The organism is Limosilactobacillus coleohominis, from assembly GCF_016901675.1.
Taxonomy (GTDB): Bacteria; Bacillota; Bacilli; order Lactobacillales; family Lactobacillaceae; genus Limosilactobacillus; species Limosilactobacillus intestinavium.
Genome location: NZ_JACJKU010000066.1, coordinates 1 through 8,172, shown reverse-complemented (window position 1 = coordinate 8,172; position 8,172 = coordinate 1). Strand labels below are relative to the sequence as shown.

The window sequence follows — 8,172 nt, the reverse complement described above, 5'->3', positions numbered from 1 at the left end:
ACTAATATTAAGACCACTAGTGTTGAAGCACAATACTAGTGGTCTTTTAAATATGATTATTTATTATTTCATGGCTATTAAAATACCTGAATTGCAAATTGATAGTGACGGCTTCTTTCAGGTTCCAAACGATCCATACACTGTTTATGAATTAACTGACCATCACTGTGGATACCATCAGCAATTCCCCACCACGGCTCAATACACAACAGGTCAGCCTTGGCCGGGTATGGGGACCAAATACCGATGAACTGATTATCATTAGTAATAACATTAACACCATGGTGATGTTCAGGATCACCAACGGTGACAGTTACCGGTTGTCGATCAGTCTTTAAAACAACCGCATCTTCATTAAAAAGGTCATGATCCAGTGGCATAGGTTGCCTAAAATCAATGGATTTCGGATGCTCTAAATCGTTAAATGGTCCCGGAGCAACCAATTTAATCCGTTGATACTTTTCAGCAGGATCAACGGTTACAACATTATCTTCAAATATTCCCTTCTCACGAACAGGAACGTTGAATCCAGGATGAGCTCCAATTGAATATATCAATTGTTCATCATCACCAGAATTGGTAACCATGTAGCTTACATCTAATTGATTATTTGTAACTTGGTAAGTTACTTGTAGTTTAAATGAAAATGGATAGACCTTACGAGTATGATCATTATCACTAAGCTCCATCACTACACGAGTTGCCTCTTTTTTGACAACTTCAAAATTCTCATCACGTGCAAAGCCGTGCTGAGTTTGATGGTAGACATTATGCTGGTATTCATATTGATCGTCCTTTAGCCGACCAACAAATGGAAACAGAATGGGTGCTTGGCGTTTCCATGAAGCAGGATCACCTTGCCATAAGTATTCAAAACCATCCTTTTGAACACTATGTAACTGGGCGCCCACTTCACTGACTTTCACAACTAAATCATCATTTTGAATTGTAATCATTTTTCATTTTCCTTTGTTGCTTTTGCTCTTGGGAACAGTTGCATATACGTCTTCTGCAAATTTTCTTGCGTAACATGAGTATAGATTTGGGTGGTTGATAAACTTGAGTGTCCAAGTAATTCCTGGACTGATCGAATGTCAGCACCATTATTCAGCATTGCTGTTGCAAAAGAATGGCGAAGCATGTGCGGATGAATGTGAGTGTTTAAAGAACTGCGTTTAACAATTTGATTAAGGATATATTCAATCCCCTCACTAGTGATCGGACGACCATGACTATTAATGAACATGATATCGTGATCAGTATGGTATTTATCCATTAAAATCTCCCGACACTCTGTCATGTACTTATGAAGGGCATCTTTGGCATAGTTGCCGAATGGAACATACCGTTCCTTATCACCCTTACCATGGACAAGAATCAATTGAACATCCCATTGAATTTGCGAGAGTTTCAGCTGAGCACACTCACTCACCCGCATACCGGTAGCATATAACAATTCGATAATGGCGCGATTCCGGAAGTCAAGTGGTTTACCCTCACCATCTGCCGCATTAAACAAGGCATTCATTTCAGAGCTATAAAAATATCGAGGAAGGTTGCGCGCATGCGTCTTAACTTTTACTTCTTCAAATGGATTATTGTTAACTAAATCGTTAGTTAACAGAAAATTATAGAAAGTCCGTAAACTCGCTAATTCACGGTTAATTGTCGTCCATTGTCTCCTTAAATCATTCAAATGGGTCAAATAAACTTGGATATCTTGCATGTTGATCTGGAGCCAGCCAGCCCACCTATGATTTGTAACCAGGAAACGCCGCATCATTTTTAAATCATTTTCATAGCCTTTAACTGTTGCCTCTGATGCCTGTCGTTCACCATCAAGGTAAAGTGCAAAAACACTAGCCAAGTTAAATGGATTATTAGTCAAAAACTGGGCATCTTGTAATATTATTCCCAAATCATCAAGAGAGGTTACTAGGCGTACAATTTCATCATGATCCGTGTGATCCTGATTAAGAGAGCTTAAAAATGAAGAAAAATCAGAAACTGTTACTTTTTTCCAACCTTCAAAACTGCTCACTTCGGAAAAGAAATTTTCAAATCGCTCAGCAGCGTGCAGAATATTATCTAGTGATTCTTTTGGTTTGGTGAGCTGATATTGTTGAACAATTATCTTTTTTACTTGATTCTCCATTAATCAGTTCACCTCCATAAGCTATTTTTGAACTTCTTCTTTATAATCGCCATTTGGACAAACTACTTGTTTGCCTCCTTTAACCTTCTTTTCAACTAAGAAGTGACCATCCTTTGGACAGTTACGGCCAACTGGTTTATCCCATGAAACGAAGTCACAATCAGGATAACGGGAACAACCGTAGAATACCCGGTTTCGTTTGGACTTTCGCTCAACTACGGTTCCTTTGCCACACTTTGGACAAGGAATACCAGTATCCTTAACAATTGCTTTAGTATTACGACAAGCAGGGAAGCGTGAACAAGCAATAAACTTACCATAGTGGCCCATTTTAATTACCATTGGTGCCCCACAAATATCACAGTTTTCTCCTGCTAATTCATCCCGCATTTCAATTTTTTCGACCTTTTCTTCTGCGGTTGAAACTTCTTTAGCAAATGGCTTGTAGAATGCATCCACGACTTTGCCCCAATCTTTTTGTCCCTCTTCGATCTTATCCAAATCGCCTTCTACATCAGCTGTAAAGTTAGCATTCGCAATCTCAGGGAAGTTTTTCTCGATTAAATCGTTCACAATCTCCCCTAATTCTGTAGGTTCAAAGTGTCGGGAAACAAGACGAACATAGTAACGACGTTGAATCGTATCTAGTGTTGGCGCATAGGTTGATGGACGACCAACACCATTTTCTTCCAACGTCTTAACTAATGCGGCTTCTGTATAACGTGCAGGTGGTTGTGTAAAGTGCTGACTTGGATCATCACTAATCATGGTAACTTGGTCACCAACTTCAAGATTTGGCAAAATATTATCCTTATCTTGACCGCGCTTATAAACCTTTGTAAATCCGGCAAATTTCACCTTAGATCCATTAGCACGGAAGTTAACATTATTTTGCGAAATTGTGACGGTCATTGTATCAATAACTTCAGCAGTCATTTGACTAGCGACAAATCTGCACCAGATCAAGTTGTAAAGCTTGTATTGATCAGGAGTCAAGTACTGTTTCATTTTAGCAGGAGTGCGGAAAACAGAGGTTGGCCGAATGGCTTCATGGGCATCTTGTGCTCCTTCAGGAAGCTTTCCTTTAACGGGCTTTGTCGCTGCATATTCTGCTCCATATTGGTCATGAATATATTGAGATGCTTCATGTTTTGCAATTCCTGCAATTCGTGTCGAGTCAGTACGCATATAAGTAATTAATCCGACTGCGGCGCCTTCACCAATGTTAATTCCTTCATACAACTGTTGTGCCGCCATCATCGTTTTCCGAGTACGGAATTTCAGGCGTCGGTTAGCATCTTGTTGCAATGTTGACGTAGTGAATGGTGGTTGAGGCAACCGTCGGCGTTCTTTGCGTTCAACTTTATCAATATTAAACGGTTTCTTCCGGTCTAACTTACCTAGTACTTTTTGGACAGCTTCATTGTTGGCCAGAGGCATTTTCTTGCCGTTTTCGCCATAAAATGAAGCTTGAAAATGATCCTTACCCTTTGCAAATTCAGCATCAATCGTCCAATATTCCTCAGGCTTAAAATTGCGAATTTCTTTCTCACGTTGAATGATCAAGTTTAAGGCTACGGATTGAACACGACCAGCACTCAATCCCTTTTTAACCTTTTTCCATAAAATTGGACTAATAGAATATCCAACTAACCGATCGAGAACCCGCCGTGCCTGTTGAGCATCTACTAAGTCCATGTTAATGGTACGTGGCTCCTTAAATGCCTCTTTAACAGCATCCTTGGTAATTTCATTGAAGGTCACGCGGTTTTTTTCAGAATCGTCCATTTTCAGAAGGTTAGAAACGTGCCAGGCAATTGCTTCTCCTTCACGGTCAGGGTCAGAAGCTAAATAAACTGCTTTCGCATTTTTTGCATCACGACGCAGTTCTTTAATAACGTCTCCCTTTCCTCGGATGGAAATGTAATCAGGCTTGTAGTTATTATCAATTTCTACACCCATTCGACTCTTAGGAAGGTCACGAACGTGTCCTAAACTGGCTACTACCTTATAAGTTCGACCAAGATATTTACCAATTGTTTTAGCCTTTGATGGTGATTCAACAATGACTAATTTCTTTTTATTTTTCGTAGTTGTACGCTTACGACGTTTTGTTGTTTTAGTTGTTGTTTGATTTGTTTTAGTTGCCAATATTGTGGCTCCTATCTTTCAAATTTTAGTTCTTTCTCCATTATTAAAGCATAATTAGTCACGTGTCAAATAAAAAATTGGTAAATACCGACTTTTTAACTATTCTGGCACCGTATAAAAATGATTAGATAATTCTTCCAAAATGTCATTAGCATTCATTACTGGACGAGCGTCAATTTCGATTAATTCATTACAACCGTCTGATAATTCACTATCAATCGGGCCAGGTACAGCTAAAATATTTCGATTTTCTTGTAGAGAAATTGTGCCGTATAATACTACCAGAACAAAACAGCCCCGCGGCATCAACGTTTGCGGGGCATTTATTTATGCATGTGTCTCAAATGTGTCTCAATCCTCTAGCTTTGTCTAAATTCAAAATCAGAAATCAATCAAGGCAATACTTAATTAAACTATATCACCAGACCGGCCCACCGGTCATATCTGATTAATGTTAATAAGAAAGGATGAAGCATATGACAAATACACAACGATTAAACTATATCATCAGTCATGATTTACACGCTGAAGAACACACAATAATTAATGTAGATCCAACTCAATTATTAGAAGATCCAGCAGATCCTGAAAGCTATGTTGACGACTCAACAACTAATATTTACTTGAGTTTATAAACGTGTGACGGTAAACAACTTAGATTTTTATGATTACAAATCCGAAATGTCGGATGAATTGGAAGATATGATCAAAGATTCAGATATTACTTTCAACGGCAAAAATCGAGGTGAAATGTACGAAGAACTGCAAGACCTTTCTTTTGATAGAGACTTAACCGGAAATCGTACAGGCTCTTATTGGTGTAACGAGCTAAAGGCTGAAAGAGCCTTGTTAGGTAATTTTGATTTAGTACAAGATTCATTAGATGAGTTGGGTATGGATTCAATCGACATCCCCGACTTAATCAGTGGTGAACACTTAGACGTTTTAGTTCGTGAGTATTTACTACCTAAGGTTATAGATGAAGTCCTCGATGATCATAATGTAGCTCCATTTTAATTATAAGAAAGGATTGTGAACAAAATGACACAACAACAAACAACAAATAAACTTCAAGGTATTCAACGTTACTATACCCGAACTGTTAAAGGTGAACACAGTAATAATTATTATATTGAGCCCCGGGAAAGCTGCCCGCTCTATGTTCTTAATAGTGATGATCGGTTTGTTATCGTAACGTTTGATAAGGCTGATAATTATATTGTGGTTAACAACAAACGTTATTACTTAAGCAAATACAATTCAATTAAGGCAACTGATAAGATCTCCCAACGAGTCGCCGTCCTGGATCTGGACGAGCTCAAGAAGTCGAAAGCCTACCCGTTCTCTTCCAAGTTTTCACATCGTTACACGTCTTCCTTTGAATCGTTCGACGAATTGCGGAACTTGGTTATGTCTCAGTATGAGCGTAATTGTATTCCCTACATTAAAAAAATAGCTCAATATGACGAGAAGACCGCCACATGTTCTTATATCTATGAGCCAAGTTTCTCACAAGCAACCGACCCTGTTACTGCCGCTTAACCAAACCGAACCCGACCCAACACATCGAGTTTTCTTTTAGTATTGCAAGTCGATTAGTTGGACGATTAAAACGCCAACGTGTTCCAATGTAGGCCAATGTGAGAAGAGCATAAGGGAATCTGCCAAGTACCGATATATCCACAAGCTAAATCCGTATCATTCACGGGTTTTTATTTAGTATCAAATATCAATAAGTGCTCCATATTGGGATACTTATTGGCATACTTGACGAAATTCAGCCTGTTTTTGCAAATATGCCTCAAATCGTGGAAAGATGAAAAGCCGTGCTAGCATTGTGCTAACGTGCAAATTGACGATTTGACCTTTCCATTGCAAATTATTGAAAAAGTTAATCAGCTAATCTTTAGTTAATACATGGAGTAACTTAAAAAATAAAATGGATTTACATTTATAGTTAACTAAGTTTCTAATCTTAATTAGAAAAAAAGTTGATAATTTTTTTGAAATCAATGTCGTCGTTTTGATAAATAATATATTCAAAATTGACCTAACTTTACTTTTAATTAGATTTGAATTATCTTTAAAAGCAAATAGTATTTTCTTACAAAGAGAATTATATTTTAACATGATGTAACACGCAATCTTATCAAAAAATTTGAGGAGATTATAAGAATGAAATACATGATAATAAAACTGTCAGACAAACGTAACGGGCGAATCGATCCGATTCCTTTTGGAAATGAGCACAAGCTTCGCGAACGTGTCGAAGGGCCCTGGAGAATTAGTTTAAAAACACTATACGAAACAAGCCACGCTCTCGCACTATATAAAGGCCAAATCATCGCTGAATATAGGCTGCGATCATCTATACAGATAGACCGCGCTAATCACCGTGTACGTCTTATGCTAGACCCTGCTAAAGCCTCGTCAAAACTCGTTGGGAAAAGCCTCAACTACCCTACTTCAAATCCAGTTTCTGTTTTAGATGATCAAGACTTCAAGTTCAAAGATTAGAATCGATTAGGAGATAATTGATTAGTTCGATTATCGACCTCTCACACCACCGTACGTACGGTTCCTTATACGGCGGTTCGACAACTTAATCACATTGAATTGACTGAAGCGTCTTGGACATATTCATAAGTCCGAGTTGTTCCAGTTTTCTATTAGTTAGAGAATAGCTCAAGGTCTTACTATGTTCAGTTAGCCAGTAGTGGTGACAATGGCCCTCCTTGTGGGGTTCCTTTTTAACTCTTAGTGAAAAGCCCATGGGCCCCACGGTGGGGACGGAAGCCAAAACTATTATCAGAGAAAACACGCTCAAAGATAGGCGTAAGAATTTGGGCTACAGCTTGTTGAACCATTCGGTCCACCACAGTTGGTATTCCAAGTCTTCTTACTCCACCATTAGTCTTCGGAATTTCTACCCGTTTGACTGGAGCTGGTTTATACTTGCCCTCACGCAAACTAGCGATCAGTTACGTCTTATTTTCTCTGAGATATGGCAGAAGGTCATTGACTGTCATATCGTCAACGCCTGCTGCTCCTTTATTTCTCTTAACTCGCAAATAAGCCTGATTAAGGTTATTGCGATCCAAGACCAGGTCTTGGATAGTGACACTCATACCTTTACCTTCACCATAACCGGTACTACGCGCCCTTGTGTACTTTCGGTTTTCCAAACCTATCCTCGACAAGCGGTCAGCTTGTTGTTCTGTTTTCTGCGATTGTCGCACCTGATTACACCTCCGATATAAGTTACAAGTTATTGTCGTTCAGTCCTTCATCTGATTATTCAAACTACTATGACCTCGGCTAACTTCTGGCTTACTCAACACTGCATCACTGCACCGCTTGTTTCTGTGGAAATTAAACTTATTCCTCTTGTCGGAAACGTGTAGGCCAGATCTCCCCTGGTAAGAATATTAGCTTTCGTACCATGTCATCGTTAGCTTTACTGAGACCAACTTCGAGTAGTATTGGACTTCAACTTGTCTAGCAGCCTTATCCAGTTAATTTCATCCTTATAGCTACTTCTTGTTCATCGATGCAGCACTTTGCCTTAGACTTCCTTCAGATTCCACCTCACGGTGGACACCCTTGTCCTCAGCTCATGGTTCCGACTACTACGGCCCATAGCGGACTTTCACCACCTAGCTAATACCCATGCCGGGCGCACTAGATAAAAGAGGATGGAAAATCAGAATTTTTCCATCCTCTTTTATCTATATGCAGAAAATAATTTTCTTAAAAAAGGTTCTTTGTCAATCGGTACTGATAATAAAATTTACAGTTCAAGCAGTCATTTTGCTTGGGCTGTTTTTTGTTTTGCAATTAGAACTAACTGTTAAGTGAGAGTTTTT

General features: G+C 38.9%; 8 protein-coding genes and 1 pseudogene. 4 read left to right on the top strand and 5 right to left on the bottom strand.

The features are described from left to right. Nucleotides 1-77 precede the first annotated feature (77 nt). The 4 genes from H5975_RS06460 to H5975_RS06445 form a co-directional block, all read right to left on the bottom strand. Complete coding sequence (locus H5975_RS06460) at nucleotides 78-956, bottom strand: aldose 1-epimerase family protein (RefSeq protein ID WP_204785360.1); 879 nt, start codon at nucleotides 954-956, stop codon at nucleotides 78-80. Continuing rightward, nucleotides 953-1,888: a tyrosine recombinase XerC gene (xerC, locus tag H5975_RS06455; protein WP_239473163.1), complete on the bottom strand. Its 936-nt coding sequence runs from the start codon at nucleotides 1,886-1,888 to the stop codon at nucleotides 953-955. Before xerC ends, H5975_RS06460 begins: the two co-directional genes overlap by 4 nt. Before the next feature lie 288 nt (nucleotides 1,889-2,176). After that, nucleotides 2,177-4,306, bottom strand: coding sequence for a type I DNA topoisomerase (gene topA / locus H5975_RS06450; RefSeq protein ID WP_204785358.1), 2,130 nt, complete (start codon nucleotides 4,304-4,306; stop codon nucleotides 2,177-2,179). Between the two features lie 99 nt (nucleotides 4,307-4,405). Continuing rightward, nucleotides 4,406-4,612, bottom strand: coding sequence for a hypothetical protein (locus H5975_RS06445; RefSeq protein WP_204785357.1), 207 nt, complete (start codon nucleotides 4,610-4,612; stop codon nucleotides 4,406-4,408). 170 nt (nucleotides 4,613-4,782) lie between these two features. Here H5975_RS06445 and H5975_RS06440 point away from each other — a divergent pair, with 170 nt between their 5' ends. The 4 genes from H5975_RS06440 (at nucleotide 4,783) to H5975_RS06425 (ending at nucleotide 6,823) form a co-directional block, all read left to right on the top strand. After that, entirely contained in the window at nucleotides 4,783-4,941 is a 159-nt protein-coding gene (locus H5975_RS06440; protein WP_204785356.1) for a hypothetical protein, read from the top strand. Between the two features lie 4 nt (nucleotides 4,942-4,945). Beyond that, complete coding sequence (locus H5975_RS06435) at nucleotides 4,946-5,323, top strand: hypothetical protein (protein WP_204785355.1); 378 nt, start codon at nucleotides 4,946-4,948, stop codon at nucleotides 5,321-5,323. A gap of 24 nt (nucleotides 5,324-5,347) precedes the next feature. Then, entirely contained in the window at nucleotides 5,348-5,848 is a 501-nt protein-coding gene (locus H5975_RS06430; RefSeq protein WP_204785354.1) for a hypothetical protein, read from the top strand. Between the two features lie 633 nt (nucleotides 5,849-6,481). Beyond that, nucleotides 6,482-6,823, top strand: coding sequence for a hypothetical protein (locus tag H5975_RS06425; protein ID WP_204785353.1), 342 nt, complete (start codon nucleotides 6,482-6,484; stop codon nucleotides 6,821-6,823). Nucleotides 6,824-7,059: 236 nt separating this feature from the next. On the opposite strand, the pseudogene H5975_RS06420 reads toward H5975_RS06425, so the two are convergent. Then, nucleotides 7,060-7,545: pseudogene (locus H5975_RS06420) on the bottom strand (group II intron reverse transcriptase/maturase); the annotation flags it as partial. Nucleotides 7,546-8,172 lie beyond the last annotated feature (627 nt).